The organism is Nocardia sp. NPDC057227 (assembly GCF_042669725.1).
GTDB classification, from domain to species: Bacteria; Actinomycetota; Actinomycetes; order Mycobacteriales; family Mycobacteriaceae; genus Nocardia; species Nocardia asteroides_A.
In genome coordinates this window covers 31,933-49,294 of record NZ_JBHUXA010000018.1, presented here as the reverse complement: position 1 = coordinate 49,294, position 17,362 = coordinate 31,933, and the positions used below count along the sequence as shown (strand labels likewise).

16 protein-coding genes are annotated in these 17,362 nt (G+C 70.5%); 5 read left to right on the top strand and 11 right to left on the bottom strand.

Translation table 11 applies throughout. The features are described 5' to 3' along the window. The first annotated feature begins 64 nt into the window (after window positions 1-64). The gene (locus ACFUJ1_RS23420) at window positions 65-754 is read left to right on the top strand and encodes a PadR family transcriptional regulator (RefSeq protein ID WP_378648799.1); all 690 of its coding nucleotides are present in this window, start codon (window positions 65-67) and stop codon (window positions 752-754) included. Further along, window positions 754-2,232: a DHA2 family efflux MFS transporter permease subunit gene (locus ACFUJ1_RS23415; RefSeq protein WP_378648798.1), complete on the top strand. Its 1,479-nt coding sequence runs from the start codon at window positions 754-756 to the stop codon at window positions 2,230-2,232. The genes ACFUJ1_RS23420 and ACFUJ1_RS23415 overlap by 1 nt, the downstream gene beginning before the upstream one ends. Window positions 2,233-2,403: 171 nt before the next feature. On the opposite strand, the gene ACFUJ1_RS23410 is transcribed toward ACFUJ1_RS23415, so the two are convergent. The 5 genes from ACFUJ1_RS23410 to ACFUJ1_RS23390 all read right to left on the bottom strand — a co-directional run bounded on the left by ACFUJ1_RS23410 (window position 2,404) and on the right by ACFUJ1_RS23390 (window position 9,210). Beyond that, window positions 2,404-3,933, bottom strand: coding sequence for a molybdopterin-dependent oxidoreductase (locus ACFUJ1_RS23410; protein WP_378648795.1), 1,530 nt, complete (start codon window positions 3,931-3,933; stop codon window positions 2,404-2,406). A gap of 73 nt (window positions 3,934-4,006) precedes the next feature. Next, window positions 4,007-5,800 carry an AMP-dependent synthetase/ligase gene (locus tag ACFUJ1_RS23405; RefSeq protein ID WP_378648793.1) on the bottom strand — a complete coding sequence of 598 codons (1,794 nt, stop codon included), beginning with the start codon at window positions 5,798-5,800 and terminating at the stop codon, window positions 4,007-4,009. 124 nt (window positions 5,801-5,924) lie between these two features. Continuing rightward, window positions 5,925-6,851, bottom strand: coding sequence for an alpha/beta hydrolase (locus tag ACFUJ1_RS23400; protein WP_378648791.1), 927 nt, complete (start codon window positions 6,849-6,851; stop codon window positions 5,925-5,927). Window positions 6,852-6,856: 5 nt separating this feature from the next. Next, complete coding sequence (locus ACFUJ1_RS23395; RefSeq protein ID WP_378648790.1) at window positions 6,857-7,690, bottom strand: SDR family NAD(P)-dependent oxidoreductase; 834 nt, start codon at window positions 7,688-7,690, stop codon at window positions 6,857-6,859. Continuing rightward, window positions 7,687-9,210 (bottom strand): flavin-containing monooxygenase, encoded by a 1,524-nt coding sequence (locus ACFUJ1_RS23390; RefSeq protein WP_378648787.1) that lies wholly within the window; start codon window positions 9,208-9,210, stop codon window positions 7,687-7,689. The genes ACFUJ1_RS23395 and ACFUJ1_RS23390 overlap by 4 nt, the downstream gene beginning before the upstream one ends. A gap of 60 nt (window positions 9,211-9,270) precedes the next feature. Here ACFUJ1_RS23390 and ACFUJ1_RS23385 point away from each other — a divergent pair, with 60 nt between their 5' ends. Continuing rightward, window positions 9,271-9,930 carry a TetR/AcrR family transcriptional regulator gene (locus ACFUJ1_RS23385; RefSeq protein ID WP_378648785.1) on the top strand — a complete coding sequence of 220 codons (660 nt, stop codon included), beginning with the start codon at window positions 9,271-9,273 and terminating at the stop codon, window positions 9,928-9,930. Window positions 9,931-9,937: 7 nt separating this feature from the next. Here the strand turns inward: ACFUJ1_RS23385 and ACFUJ1_RS23380 are convergent, their stop codons facing one another. From ACFUJ1_RS23380 to ACFUJ1_RS23355, 6 genes are read right to left on the bottom strand one after another with little or no spacing between them, the layout of a single operon-like run. Then, window positions 9,938-10,351 (bottom strand): hypothetical protein, encoded by a 414-nt coding sequence (locus ACFUJ1_RS23380; RefSeq protein WP_378648783.1) that lies wholly within the window; start codon window positions 10,349-10,351, stop codon window positions 9,938-9,940. Then, window positions 10,351-10,866 carry a hypothetical protein gene (locus ACFUJ1_RS23375; RefSeq protein WP_378648781.1) on the bottom strand — a complete coding sequence of 172 codons (516 nt, stop codon included), beginning with the start codon at window positions 10,864-10,866 and terminating at the stop codon, window positions 10,351-10,353. The genes ACFUJ1_RS23380 and ACFUJ1_RS23375 overlap by 1 nt, the downstream gene beginning before the upstream one ends. Before the next feature lies 1 nt (window position 10,867). Then, window positions 10,868-12,163, bottom strand: a complete 1,296-nt coding sequence (locus tag ACFUJ1_RS23370; RefSeq protein WP_378648779.1) for a hypothetical protein — start codon at window positions 12,161-12,163, stop codon at window positions 10,868-10,870. Then, on the bottom strand, window positions 12,160-12,459 hold the full coding sequence (locus tag ACFUJ1_RS23365) for a WXG100 family type VII secretion target (protein ID WP_233020239.1): 300 nt from the start codon (window positions 12,457-12,459) through the stop codon (window positions 12,160-12,162). Before ACFUJ1_RS23365 ends, ACFUJ1_RS23370 begins: the two co-directional genes overlap by 4 nt. After that, on the bottom strand, window positions 12,459-12,767 hold the full coding sequence (locus tag ACFUJ1_RS23360) for a WXG100 family type VII secretion target (RefSeq protein WP_378648776.1): 309 nt from the start codon (window positions 12,765-12,767) through the stop codon (window positions 12,459-12,461). Before ACFUJ1_RS23360 ends, ACFUJ1_RS23365 begins: the two co-directional genes overlap by 1 nt. Continuing rightward, window positions 12,764-13,834, bottom strand: coding sequence for a class I SAM-dependent methyltransferase (locus ACFUJ1_RS23355; protein WP_378648774.1), 1,071 nt, complete (start codon window positions 13,832-13,834; stop codon window positions 12,764-12,766). The genes ACFUJ1_RS23360 and ACFUJ1_RS23355 overlap by 4 nt, the downstream gene beginning before the upstream one ends. Window positions 13,835-13,942: 108 nt before the next feature. Between ACFUJ1_RS23355 and ACFUJ1_RS23350 the strand changes: the two genes are divergently transcribed. Then, entirely contained in the window at window positions 13,943-16,915 is a 2,973-nt protein-coding gene (locus ACFUJ1_RS23350; protein WP_378648772.1) for an ATP-binding protein, read from the top strand. 25 nt (window positions 16,916-16,940) lie between these two features. Then, entirely contained in the window at window positions 16,941-17,288 is a 348-nt protein-coding gene (locus ACFUJ1_RS23345) for a hypothetical protein (RefSeq protein WP_378648770.1), read from the top strand. The last annotated feature ends 74 nt before the right edge of the window (window positions 17,289-17,362 follow it).

Genomic DNA, 17,362 nt, shown 5'->3' with positions numbered 1-17,362 from the left:
ATCGCTTCCTGTCGTTGCCCAGGCGTATATTCCGTCTGGAGTATTCGGAACGGAAGGATCACCCATGGGAGCGCGCAGCACGGTGACGCCACTGGCCGTCGCGGTCCTCGCGCTGCTCGACGAACGCCCCCGGCACCCCTACGACATGCACCAGACCCTGCTCGAGCGGGGAATGGACCGCCTGGTCAAGGTCCGCCCCGGCTCGCTCTACCACACCGTCGCCCGGCTCACCGGCTGCGAATTGATCCGCGCCGATGGCGTCGACCGCGACGGCCGTCGCCCGGAGCGCACCACCTACCGGATCACCGCCGCCGGCCGCGCGGCACTGCGCGACCGAGTCGCCGAACTGCTGCGCACCCCCGCCGCCGAATACCCCGAATTCCCGCTCGCGCTGGCCGAGGCCCACAACCTGCCGAAGGAGCAGGTGCGGGAACTGCTGGCACAGCGCCGCGCGCAGCTCGGCGGCGATCTCGACGAGATTCGCGCACTGGGCGTCTGGGCGGGCGACCATGCCCTCCCGCGCCGCTACTGGATGGTGCTCACCTACCTGCGCACCATGCGGGAGGCCGAGATCGGCTGGGTGGACGCCCTGCTCGGCGATCTCGACGACGGAACCCTGGCCTGGGATCGCTTCGATCCAGGCACCGGCCGCCGGATCGCGGTTCCCATCGACGCCTGGGCCACCGCGGCCCGCGCGGACCCACCACCGCTCCCGGCCGAGCCGGGGGCGACGCCCCGAACGAGGAGCTCCTGATGTCCGAAACCCGCAATCCGTGGCATGCGCTGCTTGCCATGGTGGTGGGCTTCTTCATGATCCTGCTGGACATGACGATCGTCGCGGTCGCCAACCCGGCCATCATGGAGGAGCTGAACGCCGAGATCTCCTCGGTGATCTGGGTGACCAGCGCCTACCTGCTCACCTACGCGGTGCCGCTGCTCATCACCGGCCGCCTCGGCGACCGCTTCGGCCCCAAGAACCTGTACCTGGTCGGCCTCACGGTCTTCACCGCCGCCTCGCTCTGGTGCGGCCTCTCCGGCACCATCGGCATGCTGATCGCCGCGCGCGCCGCGCAGGGCATCGGCGCGGCGCTGATGACGCCGCAGACCATGTCCGTGATCACCCGCACCTTCGCGCCGGACAAGCGCGGCGCGGCCATGGGGCTGTGGGGCGGCGTGGCCGGGCTGGCCACCCTGGTCGGCCCGATCCTGGGCGGGGTGCTGGTGGACAGCCTCGGCTGGGAGTGGATCTTCTTCGTCAACGTGCCGGTCGGCATCATCGCCTTCGCGCTGGCCTTCTGGCTGGTGCCGTCGCTGCCGACGAACCGGCACCGGTTCGACATCCCCGGCGTCGTGCTCAGCGCGGTCGGCATGTTCCTGCTGGTCTTCGGGATCCAGGAGGGCAACACCCGCGATTGGGACGGGCTGATCTGGGCCATGATCGGCGGCGGGCTCATCGTGCTCGCCTTCTTCATCTGGAACCAGGCGCGCAATACCGGCGAGCCGCTGGTGCCGCTGAGCCTGTTCAAGGATCGCAACTTCGCCTTCTCGAACCTGGCGATCGCGGCCATGGGCGCGGCGGTGACCTCGCTCATGGTGCCCGCCTACTTCTACCTGCAGGCGGTGCGCGAGCTCACCCCGACCCGCTCGGCGCTGGTCTTCGCGCCGATGGCGATCGCGACCGGCTTCCTGGCCCCGGTGATCGGCAAGTTCTCCGACCGGCTGCATCCGCGGGTGGTGCCGACCATCGGCTTCACGCTCTTCGCGGCGGCGGTGTTCTCGTTCGCCGTGGTGATGACGCCGGACAGCTCACTCGTCTGGTTCATGGTCGCCGGGGTGGTCGCCGGCCTCGCCAATGCCTGCATCTGGGCGCCGCTCGCCTCGACCGCGACGCACAACCTGCCGGTGCAGCAGGCAGGCGCGGGCGCCGGGATCTACAACACCACCCGCCAGGTCGGCTCGGTGCTCGGCAGCGCCGCTATCTCCGCGCTGATCAGCGCGCGGATCGCGGCGGCCGGGCTCGGTGGCGGGCCCGCTGCCGAGGGTATGGGCGGGCCGGTCCCGGAGTTCGTGCGGGACAAGTTCAGTACCGCGCTCGCCGAGTCCATCCTGCTCCCCGCCGCGGTGCTGCTCATCGGTGTCGTCGCCTCCGCCCTCTTCGTCCGGCACGATCGCAGTGCGAGCGGTGCGGGCATCGCGCCCAAGGAAACGGAACCGGCGGGCTCCGCCGCCTAGACCCCCGGCTCGCACCGCCGCGCGACGGTATCGCGAACGCTCGCCGCAGGCCGGGCGAGCGCGGCGGTGCTGCCGCACCGCTTCGCCGCCACGTCCCATCGCCGCCGGGCAGATCCTGCGCGGCAGCGGCTGCCGGGGTGCGGGGCGGAGCCCCGTGAAAGAACTTCCTTCTCAACCGACCCGGACGAAAACCGCCGGATATCCGCTGGCCCCGTCGGGAACAGCCGCCGCTACCTCGGCCGTCTGCACGACCCCGGCCCCGTCGGTCGCCCGAGCCCGCAGCGTGTGCGGGCCGGGCGTGGCGTTCCACTCGTAGACCCACTGCCGCCACGTGTCGATCGAAACATCGGTCGCGAGCCGCGCCTGCTCCCACGGCCCGTCGTCCACCTGGACCTCGACCGCGGCGATCCCGCGATGCTGCGCCCACGCCACCCCGGCGACCGAAATCCGCCCCGGCTTCACCCTGGCACTCGCCGCGGGGGTATCGATCCTGGTCCCGGTCTTGATCGGCCCCTCGGCGGCCCAGCCGAGCTTGGTCCAGTAGGCGGTGGCCCGATCGAACCGCGTCACCTCCAGTTCGGTGACCCACTTGGTGGCGGAGACGTACCCGTACAGCCCGGGCACCACCAGCCGCGCCGGATACCCGTGCGCCACCGGGAGCGGCTCCCCGTTCATGCCGATGGCGAGCAGCGCGTCCCGCCCGTCGGTGAGCGCGCCGAGCGGGCTCCCCGCGGTCCACCCGTCGGCGCTGTGGGAGAGCACCATGTCGGCGCCGGGCAGCGGCGCCGCCTCGGCGAGCAGCGTGTCCAGCCGGTAGCCGAGCCAGCGCGCGTTGCCGATCAGGTCGCCGCCGACCGGGTTGGAGACGCAGGCGAGCGTGGTCAGCCGCTCGACCGCGGGGCGGCTCGCGAGATCGTCCCAGCGCAGGGTGATCTCGCGCTCGACCATGCCGTGGATGCGCAGCGACCAGTCCTCGATCGATACCTGCGGGACGGTGATCGCGGTGTCGATGCGGTAGAAGTCGGCATTCGGGGTGAGGTACGGGGTGATTCCCGGGGTGCGCAGGTCGGCGCCGAACGGCGTGTCCGGGAGGGGTTCCCGCGGCGGTGGCAGCGTGACGCCCGCGCGCTCACCGGACACATCCGTCCGGAACGCGGCCAGCGCGCGCCCCGCCAGCCCCGCGGCGATTCCCGCCCCCGTCGCCAGCATGAGCCCGCGCAGCACCCGTCGCCGATCCGCCCCGCCCGCCGCTTCGCCCACCGGTTCGCCACCCTCGGGACCGCTTTCGGCCGCGAGGCCGTCCGGCCGCAATCCGTCGACTGCCCACAGCAACAGCAAGACCCCGGCGGCGACCCCGATCACCGTCGGCACCGCCGCGTAAACCCCCGCCGCCGCGACAGCGAGCCCGGCCACCCCGATCCCGAGCACCGCAAGGACAACGGCCCCGGCCCGCCCGAGCACCCCGGCGGCCGCCGAAACGAGCACCGCCACCACCAGCATGGCGACGACCAGCACCCCCTTGTCGGCGGTCCCGAACGTCTCGATGGCCCACTCGCGCGGCCCGCTCGGCGCGTGCTCGACCACCGCGTCCCCGAGCACGAGCAGCGGAGAGCCCTTCGGGTTCAGCACACCGGTGAGCAGCTCAGCGGTTCCCAGTGTCACGATGCCGGCGGCGACACCGGCGGCGGCCCGCACAATCATGTCCCGACTGTACGCAGCCAACGGAAAGCGCCGCCGCCGGAAAGTTCCGGCGACGGCGCTGTTCACAGAATCGTCAGGAGTAGATCTTCTCCACCTCGGTGGCGAACTCCTTCATGACAACGGCCCGCTTGAGCGACATCTTCGGCGTGAGCTGCCCGCCCTCCTGGGTCCAGTCCACGTCGAGCACCTTGATCTTCTTGATCTGCTCGGCCTTGGAGACCTTCTTGTTGCTCTCCGCGATCGCCGCGTCGATCTCGGCGACCAGGTCGGGGTTCTCGGCGAGCTTGGCCACCGACGTATCGGCGGGCAGCCCGTTCCGCTCGGCCCAGCCGGGCAGCGCCTCCAGGTCCAGCGTGACCAGCGCGGCGATGAACGGCTTGCCGTCGCCGACCACCATGACCTGGCTGATCAGCGGGTGCGCGCGCAGCGCGTCCTCCAGCACGGCGGGGGAGACGTTCTTGCCACCGGCGGTGACGATGATCTCCTTCTTCCGGCCGGTGATGGTGACGAAGCCGTCGCCGTCGATGGCGCCGAGGTCACCGGTCTTGAACCAGCCGTCGACGAAGGCGTCCTCGGTGGCCTCGGAGTTGCCCCAGTACCCGCCGAAGATGACCGAGCCCTTGAGCAGCAGCTCGCCGTCCTCGCCGATCTTGGCCGCGTGGCCCTCGATCGGCCGCCCGACCGAGCCGACCCGAATGTGCTCGGGGGTGTTCACGGTGACCGCCGCGGTCGACTCGGTGAGGCCGTAGCCCTCGTAGATGGTGACGCCGACGCCGCGGAAGAAGTGCCCGAGCCGCGCGCCGAGCGGCCCGCCGCCGGAGACCGCGGCCTCGCAGCGCCCGCCGAGCGCGGCCCGCAGCTTGCTGTAGACCAGCTTGTCGAAGACCGCGTGCTTGGCTTTGAGCACCAGGCCGGCGCCGCCCTTCTCCTGCGCCTCGGACCACTCGATGGCGGTCGCCGCGGCGGCGTCGAAGATCTTGCCCTTGCCGCCGTCGTGCGCCTTCTGCTTCGCGCTGTTGAAGACCTTCTCGAACACCCGCGGCACCGAGAGGATGAAGTGCGGCTGGTACGCGCCGAACTGCTCGACCAGAGTGGTCCAGTCCGCGCTGTGCGCGACGACCACCTTCGCGTCGAAGGCGGCGAGCGCGACCGCGCGGGCGAAGACGTGCGCCAGCGGCAGGAACATGAGGGTCTTCTTGCCCTCGGTCACGTACTTGCCGAGCGCGATCCGGTCGGACTGCGACTCGGCGTAGAGATTGGCGTGCGTGAGCATGACGCCCTTGGGCCGCCCGGTGGTGCCCGAGGTGTAGATCAGGGTGGCGGGCGAGGCCGCGTTCACCTGCTTGCGCCGCTCGTGCACCGCGTCGTCGTCGAGCTCGGCGCCGCGGCCGGTCAGCGTCTCGATCGCGCCGCCGTCGATCTCCAGCGTCTCGCGCAGGTCGGGCAGCGCGCCGTCGGCGATCTCGTCGATCACCGCGCGGTGCTTGGCGTTCTCGATCACCAGCAGCTTGGTGGCCGAGTCCTGCAGGATCCAGGTGGCCTGCTCGGCGGCCGAGCTGTCGTAGATCGCGACGGTGACGCCGCCGGCGGCCCAGATGGCGAAGTCCAGCACGGCCCACTCGTAGCGGGTCGCGGCCATGATCGCGACCCGGTCGCCGAGTTCGACGCCGGAGGCGATCAGCCCCTTCGCCACCCCGGTGACCGTCTTCGCGAACTCCGCCGCCGTCACGTCACGCCAGGTGTTGGTGCCGTTCGGGACGTTGAAGACCACCACGTCGGGCGTCCGCTCGGCGTGCCGGAAAACGTTGTCGGAATTGTTCGCGTCGTCCGGAATTCGGTAGGAAGCCGGGACTTCGAACTCTCGCATCTGTGCCCTTCCACGTGGGTTTACTCGCCAGTAATCTACGACACCCCGGGCGGGCAGGTGAGCTCGGCCACCGCTTCGGCGCCGAGCGAGCAGCAAGCCACCCGGTCTGCTGGAACCGCTGGAGCTATCCTAGTTCCCGCAGGTCGGCCGGGTGTAGTGCGTCACTCAGGAACTCGGCCATTTCGGACAGTACGGCGGCGGCGGGGCCGACCAGCCCGGCCTGCAGCTGCGCCACGTGCCAGAGCCCGCGGGTCTCGGTGAACCGCACGTGCACACCTGCCCCGCGCAGCGCCTCGGCCAGCGCGACGCACTGCGGGTGCAGCAGTTCGCTCTCGTCCACCTGGATGTAGGTGGGCGGCAGCGCGTGCAGCACGCCGGTGAGCGGGGCGTAGCCGAAGTCGGTGCCGTCGGCGGCGCCGAGGTAGGCGGCCGCGCAGAGCCGCGACCAGGGCTTGCTGATCACCAGGTCGCGGTTGCGCTCCGGGACCTCGTTCGGGTCGGTCCATGGCGCGATCAGCCCGAGCGCGCCCGGGGTGATCCCGTGCTTCGCGATCAGCCGCTGGGCCAGCGCGAGCGCGAGCCCGCCGCCCGCGGAGTCGCCCGAGATGGCGATCCGCTCCGGGCGGTAGCCGTGCTTGGCGACCAGCTCGAGGAAGGCGGCCTCGGCGTCGTCGAGCCCGGCGGGCAGCGGGTGCTCCGGGGCCAGCCGGTAGTCCAGCGCGTACACCGGGCACTCCGCGGCGCGGGCGAGCCGGGCGCCGAGCGAGCGGTGCGTGGCCAGCGAGCCGACCACGTAGCCGCCGCCGTGCAGGTAGAGGATCGCCCCCGCCTCGGTGTCGGTCGGGGTGGCGGTGACGGTGAGCCGCTCGGCGGGCCGCCCGGCCAGCCGGATCCTGCGGACCACCGTGCCCGCGGGCAGCAGCTGCGCGTGCGACGAGATGTCGAGCAGCTTGCGCTGCACCGGGAACGGCAGCCTGGCGTGCAGCGACGCCCAGTAGAGCGGGGTGAGCAGGGCCCGCGCCACCGGGAGCGGCAGGTTCAGTTCCCGCACGTCGCTCACCGCAGGACGCCGCGCTGCGCTCGCGCGGAGATCCGCTGGTAACCGGAGGCGGTGATGCGCACGAAGAGGTCGAGCAGCTTGGCCTCCCAGCCGATCAGCACCCGGCCATGGCCCCTGCGCACGCCATCGGTGATGGTCTCGGCGGCCATCTCCGGGGTGTGCATGGCGAGCTTCTTGTCGAAGAGCGAGGCCGCGTCCGTGCCGTCGACGTTCTCCGCGTAGGTGGCGTTGCGGGCCACCGCGGTCTTGATGCCGCCCGGGTGCACGCAGGTCACCTGCACCGGGTGCTTGCCGAGCAGCATCTCCTGGCGCAGCGACTCGGTGAAGCCGCGCACCGCGAACTTGGCCGAGTTGTAGGCGCTCTGGCTGGGCACCGCGATCAGCCCGAACAGGCTGGAGACGTTGACGACGTGGCCGTCGCCGGACTCCAGGAGCAGCGGCAGGAACGCCTTGGTGCCGTTCACCACGCCCCAGAAGTCGACGTCCATGATCCGCTCGATGTCCTTGAACCCCGAGTGCAGCACGTCGCCGTGGTAGGCGATGCCCGCGTTGTTGTAGATCTGGTGCACCACGCCGAAGTGCGCCTTCACCGCGTCGGCGTAGAGCAGCACGGCCTCGCGCTCGGAGACGTCGAGCCGGTCCGACTTGACCTGCGCGCCCAGCGCCTCGCAGAGCCGGACCGTCTCGGCCAGCCCCTCGGTGTCGATGTCGGAGAGCGCGAGCTTGGCCCCGCGCCGCGCCAGGTTCTCGGCCAGCGCCCGGCCGATGCCGGAACCGGCGCCGGTGATCACACAGACCTTGCCGGTGAAGTACGCGTCTTTGCTGCTCACTGCGGTACCACTGCTTTCTGATCTGCCGCGGCCCGCGTTGTGGAGTAGGCCTCGACGTCGAACTTCTTGGTCTGGCTGCGGAAGCGGAAGGTGAAATCCGGCCACAGCGTGGTGTTGTTGCCGTGTTTGTCCAGGTACCAGCTGGCGCAGCCGCCGGTGTTCCAGACCGTGCCCGCGAGCTTCTGCTGCAGCTCGGCGTTGTAGCTCTCCTGCGCCTCGCGGCGCACCTCGACCGTGCGCAGCCCCTGCCGCGCGACCGCGCCGATCGCGTCGGAGACGTAGTTGATCTGCGACTCGATCATGTAGACCATCGAGGTGTGGCCGAGCCCGACGTTCGGGCCGACCAGGAAGAACAGGTTCGGGAAGCCGGCGATCGCGGCGCCCTTGTAGGCCTGCTGCCCCTGCTGGTCGAAGACCTCGGAGAGGGTCCGGCCGTCCGGGCCGACGATGGCGTTGTAGGTCGGTGAATCCGTCACGTGGAAGCCGGTCGCCACGATCAGCGCGTCGATCTCGCGCTCGGTGCCGTCCCTGGTGACGATGGAGTTCGCCCGGATCTCGGCGATGCCGTCGGTGATCACGTCGACGTTGTCGCGGTCCAGCGCCGGGTAGTAGTCGTTCGAGATCAGCATGCGCTTGCAGCCGATCCGGAAGTTCGGGGTGACCTTCGCGCGCAGCGCCGGGTCGGAGATCTCGCGGCGCAACTTGGCGCGGGCGATCAACTCGAAGATGTTCATCAGCGCGGGGAACTTCGCCAGCCCCACCACCTGGGTCTCCCGCGCGGCGTAGATGCCCGCCCTGGAGAGCCGCTGCGCGCCGGGGATGTGCTTGAAGGCCAGCTTCTCCAGCGTGGTGTACGGCCGGTCGAAGCGCGGCAGCAGCCAGGGCGCGGTGCGCTGGTAGACGTCCAGGTGCGCGACCTTCGGGGCGATCGTCGGCACGATCTGGATGGCCGAGGCGCCGGTGCCGATGATCGCGACCCGCTTGCCGGTCAGGTCGGCGTCGTGGTTCCAGCGGGCGGAGTGGAAGATCTCGCCCTCGAAGTCGTTGATGCCCTTGATGTCCGGGAGCGCGGGCTCGCAGAGCGCGCCGACCGCGGAGACCACGGTGTCGGCGGTGAAGGAGCCCTTGCTCGACTCGATATCCCAGCGGGCGGTCTCGGCGTTCCAGCGCACCGAGGTGACATCGCAGTCGAAGACGTGCTTGTCCAGCACGCCGTACTTCTCGGCGACGCCGCGGATGTACTGCTGGATCTCGCCCTGCTTGGAGAACGAGCGCGTCCAGTCCGGGTTGAGCGCGAAGGAGTACGAGTACAGGTGCGACGGGACGTCGCAGGCGGCGCCCGGGTAGGTGTTGTCCCGCCAGGTGCCGCCGACCTCGCTGCCCCGCTCCAGCACCAGGTAGTCGTCGCGATGCTGCTGCTTCAGCTTGATCGCGAGCCCCAGCCCGGCGAATCCGCTGCCGACGACGATGGTGCGCACGTGCCGCCGCTCGACACCCTTGTCTGTAACCTTGCGACTCATGTAACCGAGAGTACGAGTTTATTGAGCAGCAGTCAACAGTATTGAGCATCGGTCAGTAGGATGAGCCCGGTGAAGAGCAGAAGCCAAGGGGAGAGCACGAAACGTGTCCGATTGAGCCCGGACGAGCGGCGCCTGCAACTCGTCACCCTCGGCGCCCGCATGCTCGGCCAGCGCGCCATCGAGGACATCTCGGTCAGCGAGATCGCCGAACAGGCAGGCATCTCCCGCGGCCTGCTCTTCCACTACTTCCCGACCAAGCAGGACTTCCACCTGGCGATCGTCCACCACGCCAACGCCGAGCTCCTGGAGCGCGTCACCCCCGACCCCGGGCTCGGCATCTACGCCAAACTGCGCGACTCCATCGAGCGCTACATCGACTACGTCAGCGAGAACCGCACCTCGTACGCCGCGCTCCTCCGCGGGCCCACCAGCATGAGCCCGGAACTCGCGCCGCTGGTCGACCAGACGCGCGACGCCATCATCGGGATCATCCTGGCCGAGGCGCCGGTGCACATCGGCGAAGCGGAGCGGCCGCGGTTGCTGCTCGGGATGCGCGGGTGGATCGCGTTCGTCGAGGAGACGACGTTGACCTGGTTGCGCACGGACGCGGTTTCGCGCGAGGAGCTGATCGAGCTGCTCGTCGATTCGCTGGTCGCGTTCGCCTTTTCGTTGAGTCCGGGGTTGGGGGAGGCGTTGCGGGGAGAGGTCGTGGGGGGTTAGGCGGCGCTCATGGGTCGGCGCGTGAGAGCGGGTCGTCCGCCCACGGGTCGCCGTAGAGGTCGTACGGATCCCTGAGCTGCCGGAGCCGCTCCAGTCCGGCCTCGGTGATCTCCGCCCTGAGGATCTCGCTCCGGCCTACCTCGATCGGGTCCATGCGCAGATACCCGACGCGCCCTTCGTAGCCGTCGGCAATCCGGGCGACGGCGCGCTCGACCGGGATGTCCCACGGTTCCCACCCATTGCCGGTGAAGGAGCCGAATCGAATCCACCCTCGGTCACCAATATGCCGAATTGCGTCGAGTACGAAAGCGCGGCTGTAGTGCTCCGGCTCCAGCGTGGACAGAGCGACGTCGAATTCGCCGAGCGGAGTCCAGTCGTCCGAGATCGCATGCAGCAGAGAGTTCTCTGACTTCGCGTCCATTACCCGTTGATGTCGTCCGAGCTGCTCAGATCGAGCTCAGCCGGGCGCTCCGGCCACGGGGGCGCGGTGATCTCCTGTCCGGTCCATCGGTCGATCTGCACGACCGGGAACGGCACGTTGTCGAGAAGACCGGCGCGGCTCCAGACCAACTGCTCTTCGAGCCAGAGCTCCGCGGGAACCTCCGGTTTCGTCGGCGAGACGAAGAGGTTCCATCCGTTCGCGAAGCCGAGACGGAGACTGCCCTTCTTGAAGAAGACCGGGGAGACGACTGTGGATGACAGGTTGCGTGCGGTATCTTCCCGGCTCCAGAAGTCGAGGGGATGCCGATCGACGGCGCCATCGGCGATAGATCGTGCCGACAGTTCCGCCTCGACCGACGTACGCAGCACGAATCCGGAATCGAAGCGGAACACGACCGCGGCCGCGTCGACATCGATCCCGGTGAATGTGCGGTTCCGCAGCGGATTGATGATCCAACGATCGTCGTACTCGACGATGGCCGAAGACTTGGGCATCTCAATCTTCCAGGTAGTCGCGGATATTGCCGATACTGTCTTCCGACGGCTGGCCGTTCGGCATCTTCACATACACCTCGCCGGACTCGAGATCGACCACCACATCCGGGTTCTTGTTCCCACCGTCGCCGCGCCAGTCGCCGTACCGCTTCACCTCGTGGATCGCATCGCGGACCTGAGCCGGTGGAACGCCATAGTGGCTGGCGATCTTCCCGACCTTGGTTGTCATCGAGGCGCTCGTGAAGGCGCCGCTCGGGCTGCCGGGGTTGATATCCCCGTCGTCATCGAGAAATACCCGCATACCGATGATCGCGGCCAAGCCGGTGCCGACCTCGGTCAAGCTGGGGATGTCCTTGAACGCGTTCACCGTGACCAGGGCCGTCGCCGTTGCCGCGCCGAGGCCGACAATCTTGATCAGGTTGCTCGATTGATAGACGGTGCGGATCGTGTTCACCGTGTTGACGACGAGTGCCGTCGCACCGCCGGCACCGGCGACGGCGCTGGCACCGAAGGTGAAGAATGCGGTGGCTGCGGCCGCGACCACCGTCGCGGTCAGGGCGACAGCCGCGACCTGTACGTCGGAAGAGATCTGGTTGCGCACCGTCTCGGTCGCCTTGTGATACGCGGTGACCTGTTCGGAGATCATCAGCGAAGCTGATGCGAGCTGTTCGGTCGAGGTCCTGAGCGTGTCGAGGCCGTCCAGGACCGGCCCGAGATTCGGGTCGGCGATGGTGTCGAACATGGCCCGGATCGCGGCTACCTGCGCGGCAGCCCCGCCGAGGGTCGCGTGTCCGGCGAATGTCTGCCAGCCCGTGGACGCCTTCGCCAATTCGGGGATGCTGCCGTTGGGCAGTTTGCCGAATGCTTCCACGATCTTGTCCGCGAAGAGGTCGAAGATTCCTTCGCTGTCGTTGTCGTCGCGGCTGGTTCCGAGACCGTTGTCGCCGACGGCCGTCGGTAGCGAGACCCGGTAGATGTCGACCTGCTCGACGCTGGGGCGCGGTGGTGCCGGGTTGCTGCGGTTCGCGATGCCGTGGTTGTAGCCGAAGGCGAACAAGACGTAGCCGAGGTTGGTCAGCGCGTCGGCGGTATTGGTGCAGGTCTGGAGGGTGTCGTTGGCGACGCCGTCGTAGGCGCCTGCCCACTCCCTGCAGCCGGGCGCGTCGCCGGCCATTCCGGCGCAGTCGTTCTTCAGGACCGCGTGCAGCGGGGCATCCGCTTTACGAATCTCACCGGCCAGGTCGTGGCACTTCTGCGCGGCGTCGTAGTACACCTGCCAGTCGACGGTCTGACTCATCCGCCGTTGACCATCCGCCGATTCAGGTCGTTGGCCCGGGTGTAGCGGGTGTGCATGGTGCGCGCGGCATCGCTCATATCGCGGAGACCGGTGACGAATTCCCTGGCGCCGGCGGACCACTGGCGGTGTGCGTCGGAATAGGCGGCGGCCGCGACGCCTTCCCAGCCGGTGCCGGTCAGGGTGGCGATCCGGTCGTCGACCTCGTCGAGGTTGTCGGCGATGAAGGTGGCGAGCGCGGAGACGCGGGTGACGATGTTGTCGAGCTCTTCGAGGTCGACCGAGAACTGGGAGCCCATTACATGTTCAGCAGGGTCGTGGAATCCGACTCCTGTTTCTCGTAATTGGCGGCGCTGACCCCGAGCTTCTCCGCGAGGACGGCGAGCGCGTCGATGATCGCGGTGCCGCCCTCGCGGACGTCGGTCCAGCCGGTGCCGAATTCGGTGGCGGCGTCGCCGGTCCAGCTCTCGGTGGTGAGGCGGTCGACGTCGCGGGCGGCGGATTGCAGGGCGCCGCGCAGGGTTTCGGCGAGGTCGTAGACGTATTGGCCGACCTCGCGCACTTTTTCCGGTACGACGGTGACCTGTGTTCCCCCGGTGTCACTCACCCCTCCGACGGTAGCAGCCGGTAGAGGCGGAAGAGGTCGTGCTCGATATCGAGTACATCGACCTGCGCGAAGCCTGCCTCGCGGGCGTAGCGGCGCAGAGTGTCCGGGCGCATGACGGTGCCGGTGCCGACGGAGCCGGGGTGCGACATGCCGTCGGGCAGGCAGATGAGCAGGGACATGCCGTACATGAGCTGCTCGACGGAGTCGCCGGGCCCGGAGAAGGTCTCCGGGACGCGCTCGTCCATGACGAGGACGGTGCCGTCGGGCTTCGCGAGGGTGCGGGCGGCGCGCAGGACGCCGACCGGGTCGGGCATGTCGTGGACGCATTCGAAGGCGGTGACCAGGTCGTATCGGTCGGGGGTTGCGAGTTCGGCGACGTCGGTGTGGTGGAACCGCACCCGGTCGCCGATGCCGTGGGCGGCGGCATTGGCGCGGGCGGCCTCGATCGAGGCGGGGTCGAGGTCGAAGCCGTCCACCTCGGCGTCGGGGTAGGCGAGCGCGATGCCGATCGAGGACCAGCCGTCGCCGCAGCCGATATCGGCGACCCGGCCGCCCGCGGTGAGCGCGGTGTGCGTCTCCGGTAGAGCGGGCAGCCACTCGGAGCCGAGTACGTGCAGGTAGAGCGGCCGGTTGGCATCGGCCTGGCCGGTCCGCATGATCGCCCCATACTCGTGCCAGCCGACGCCACCGCCGGTCCGGTAGGCCTCTAGCAGCGCGGGCAGCTGCACGGCCGCGGCAGCGACGATCCTGGCGAACGGGGTGAAGTAACTCAGGCTGTCGCGGTCGCAGAGCACCGGGACGTGCTCGGCGGGCAGCGTGTAGCGGCGTTCGTGCGCGGGCAGTGCGGGGTCGTCGACCTCGACGAGCCCGGCGACGGTCTGCTGCTCCAGCCATTCCCGGCAGTACCGCTCGGCCATGCCCGCCGCCGCGGCGGCCTCGGCGGAGGTGCGCGGCTGCGCGGCGAGCAGGTCGTAGAGGCCGAAGGTGGAGCCGATGTGCACGGCGAGCACGTCGAACGTGCCGAGGACGGCGGTGAAGAGGTGGTCGGCGAGCTCGTCCGATTTCATGGTCTGCTCCGGGAGGTCGGGGTTCTGGACGCCTCTACCGTGCGCTCCGGTGCTGACAGTCGGCTGTCACCGCGCTGACAGGGGTGGCCCGGGCCCGGGACAGTCGGCATGCTGAACGCGACCGTTTCCGCGCTGACCACGAGGTGCGCTGTGCTCGAGATCCGGGTGCTCGGGGAATTGCGACTCGGCGACGGGCCGTTTCCGGCCGGTCGGCCGGGGCTGCTCTTCGCGCTGCTGTTGCTGGCACGTGGGCGGGTCGTCTCCGTTCCGCGGCTGGTAGCGGAGCTGTGGCCGGAGTCGGCGCCCGGTGATCCGCGAGCCGCGCTGCATACGACGGTCGCGCGGTTGCGGCGGGTCGTCGGAGGCGCGGTGCTGCGACGCTCCGATGCCGGGTACTGCCTCGATCGGGAGGGAGTTGTGCTCGATGCGGACGAGTTCCTGACCTGCACGACCGTGCCGGTTGCGGAGCCACCGGCGGCGGCTTTGGTGCGCTGGGAGAGTGCGCTCGGGCTGTGGCGGGGGGAGCCGTGGGGGCGGTTCGCCGCTGGTCCCGCGTATGCGGAGGCGGTGGAGCTGAGTGAGCGGTTCGAGGTGGCGCGGGAGGAGCGGGCCGGTGCGCTGCTGGCGCTCGGTCGCGGTGCGGAAGTTCTTGCGGAGTTGCGGGCGTTGCTCGCGGCGGCGCCGCTGCGGGAGCGTCGGGTGCGGTTACTGATCGAGGCGCTCACGCCCGGTGACCAGGTCGGGGCGTTGCGGGTCTACGACGGGTATCGGCGGGCGCTCGCCGACGAGCTGGGGTTGGACCCGTCTCCGGCGCTGGTCGCGCTGCACGGGCGGGTGCTGCGGCAGGAGACGAGCGTGCGTGATGCCGTTGCGGGTGGGGGCGGTGCGCCGAGCCCCGACCCCGCGGGCACGCGAGCCCCCGCACCGCGCACGCTGATCGGCCGCGACGCCCAGCTCACCGCCTTGCGCACCCTGCTCGAGCTGCACCGCGCGGTGACCGTGGTCGGCCCGGGCGGCGTCGGCAAGACCAGTCTCGCCGCCGTCGCCACCGCCGGGCACCGGCACTGGTGGGCCGATCTGGCCGCGGTGACGACCGCGGACGCGGTCGCCCGCACCGTCGCCGACGCCATCGGCGTGGAGGTGCGCCCCGGCGCCGTCTTCGAGACCGCACTGCGGCACCGGCTCGCGGAGCTGAACGGCCTCCTGGTGCTGGACAACTGCGAGCACCTGCTCGCTGCCTCCGCCGCGATCGCCGAACAGGCCCTCACCGCCTCCGCCGGCCTGCGCGTACTCGCCACCTCCCGGCAGCGCCTCGGTATCTCCGCCGAGCAGGTCTCGCCGCTGCCCCCGCTGCAACTGCCGAACCCCGACTCCGCCGCCGCACCCGCCGTCACCCTCTTCGTCGAGCGCGCGACCGCCGCCGCCCCCGAATTCGCCGCGTGCCGCGCCGACCCCGCCGTCCGCCGCACCGTCGCCGACCTGGTCCGCCGCCTGGACGGGCTGCCGCTCGCCATCGAACTCGCCGCGGGCAGGCTCGGCGCGCTCACCCTGGACGATCTCGCCGCCCACCTGACCCACCGCCTCGACCTGCTGCGCGCCGGTTCACCGCTGGCCGGTCGCCGCCAGCACACCCTCGCGGCGACCATCGCCTGGTCCTGCGACCTGCTCGAGCCGCCCGAAGCGCGCGCCTTCCGCCGCCTCGCCGTCTTCGCCGGGGAGTTCGATCTGGCCGCCGCCACAGCCGTGCTCGCCGGGGCGCCGCGCACCGTCGACCTCGAGGGGCCGCGCGAGGGGAGACGGCCGGTGGACTCGCCCGGCCCGGACGCCGCCGAGCTGGTCGCCCGCCTCGCCGAACGTTCCCTCCTGGTGCGCCCCGGCCCGACCGGGACCGGCCGCTACCGCATGCTCGAAACCCTGCGCACCTTCGTCCACACGGAGACCCCCGCCGCCGAACTCGCCGCCGCTCGAAGTACACACGCCGCCTGGCTCGCTGCGGCGGTCGAGGACGCCGACACCGGACTCCGCGAACCCGACGAACCCCGCTGGTCGCTGCGGCTCGACGACCTGGTTCCCGACGCCGCCATCGCCTTCCGCTGGGCACTCGACGCCGAGCCGGAGACCGCCTGCCGCATCGTCACCGCCTACCGGCACTGGTCCTACCTGCGGTTGCGTGCCGATATCCTCGGCTGGGCGCTGGATATCGATGAGCGCCGCGCGAGTTCGGGCGTGCACGCGGCGGCGACGCTGCACCACTGGCTGGTCGGCAATGCCGCCGAGGCCCGCCGCCGCGGTGCCGCCGCGCTCGAGGCCGCCGAGCCGGGCAGCCGCGCCGAATCGGTGGCGCTCGACGCACTCTCCGACCAGGCCCTCGCCGACGGCGACTTCGACACCGTCGCCGAGCTGAACGACCGCGCCCACCGCGGCGCCCGCACCCGCGGCGACCAGGTCGCCGCCACCCTCGCCACCATCGCGCACACCCTCGCCGCCGCCTACAGCGGCCGCCCCGCCGACCCGCTGCTCGCCCGCGCCGCCGCCGAGGCGCGCAGCTCCGGCAACCCGACCAGCCTCGCCTGGGTCGCCTACACCGAAGGTGAACTGCACGCCGACACCGACCCGGCCCGCGCCCTCGCCGCACTCGAAAACGCCGTCGCCCGCGCCGAATCCGTGCACAACCGGATCATCGCCGGCGTCAGCCGCACCGCCGCGACCGCCGTCCGCGCCCGCACCGCCGCGCTGGACCGCGCCACCCTCGCCGACGCTCGCGCCGCCGTCGGCTACTGGTCCGGTGCAGGCAGTGACCAACTCCTCCGCACCTGCCTCCGCAACCTCGTCCCGCTCCTCGACCGCCTCGGCGCCGCCGCGGCCGTGGCCGAGCTCGCCGCCGCCACCGGCGTCACCGACGCGGCCGGAACCGAACGCCTGCGCCTCGACGCCGCCCTCGCCCGAGCCAGGGCATCGCTGGGCAGCGCCTTCGACGCGTCCTTCGCGGCGGGCGAGCACCGCACACTCGCCGCTGCCGCCGACACGCTCATCGGCGAACTCGACCGATTTGCCGCAGTCGAGGGCACGCTGGACCGGTAGCACTCCGTCGAGCGGGAGGAACCGCGTGCAGAGAACACTTCACTTTGCTGTCGCCGCCGTCGGCCTGGCCTGGTTCTTCGCCCTCGGTGCCGGCCCGGCCCAGGCCGCCCCCCAGAACTGCGCCGTCGAGCGCACCCTCCTCGATGCCTCGGCCACCTGCCAGCCAGACGGTGGCTCCGGCTATGTCCTGCACGTCGACTGCTTCGGTCTCTACGCCAGCGGGCCGTTCCCGCTCTACGCCATCGGCCCCTACCCGGTGCTCAGCTACCCGTTCACGCCCGAGGGGCAGCGGGTGACCGCGGGGTGCACGGGCATGGGCCCGGGAGTCGTTGCGGTGGTCACGAACGCGTACGTGGAGGTCTACAACGGGTGAGACCGGTCGGATCGTCGACGTCGCTATGCTTGGCACACGATTTTCGGCGGGAGGGGCCTGGAAATGCGGCGGTG